Here is a 736-nt window from a genome sequence, read left to right on the forward strand (position 1 = left end):
TCGGACATCTCAGGCTATAACGGTTGTTATCACCTTACCTGAGCTTTTCGCAGATTAACACGTCCTTCATCGCCTCTAACTGCCAAGGCATCCACCACATACGCTTAGTCACTTAACCATACAACCCTAAGTAGTCTCGAAAGATACTAGAATGTCCGGAGACTAATCCGAACTAATTGTAAAGTCTGACATTTTCACGTACTCAATATACTTACCTCGAAAGGTTCATATAAGATGAGTTACTTGATAAGACAATCAATGTCGAGTAGACATTAATCGAATGTTGATACAAACCCTTGGGAGAGTTTGTATCGCTTTTGTTGGTATTTATACTGATATGAACAACAGCGCGACACCGTGTTCAATATATAAATACCGATATTTATATCAGCTTTCCAGATTGTTAAAGAACTTCAAATCAACTCGCATTCGGTTAATTCGTGGTTTAAAAAACCAAACTTAAATCATCAACAAATGATGTGTTAAGTTTGGTCTCTTTCTTTAGTGAAGAAAATAAATGGTGGAGCTAAGCAGGATCGAACTGCTGACCCCCTGCGTGCAAGGCAGGTGCTCTCCCAGCTGAGCTATAGCCCCATTAGGGTTTCTTCAATTTTGTTATCATGTAATTTGTGTGAACACTCGTGAAATACAATCCGAAAACTGATTTCCATTAAGCAATTTTACTTCAAGATAAGGAGGTGATCCAACCCCAGGTTCCCCTAGGGTTACCTTGTTA

The 736-nt window shown here is 39.3% G+C and carries 1 tRNA gene and 1 rRNA gene; both read right to left on the reverse strand.

Annotation, left to right across the window (positions count from 1 at the left end):
- Positions 1-118, reverse strand: a 23S ribosomal RNA gene (locus ASU03_RS19470); the annotation flags it as partial.
- Between the two features lie 400 nt (positions 119-518).
- Positions 519-594 (reverse strand) — tRNA-Ala (locus ASU03_RS19475).
- Positions 595-736 lie beyond the last annotated feature (142 nt).

The organism is Colwellia sp. TT2012 (assembly GCF_001440345.1).
In the GTDB taxonomy this organism is placed as follows: Bacteria; Pseudomonadota; Gammaproteobacteria; order Enterobacterales; family Alteromonadaceae; genus Colwellia.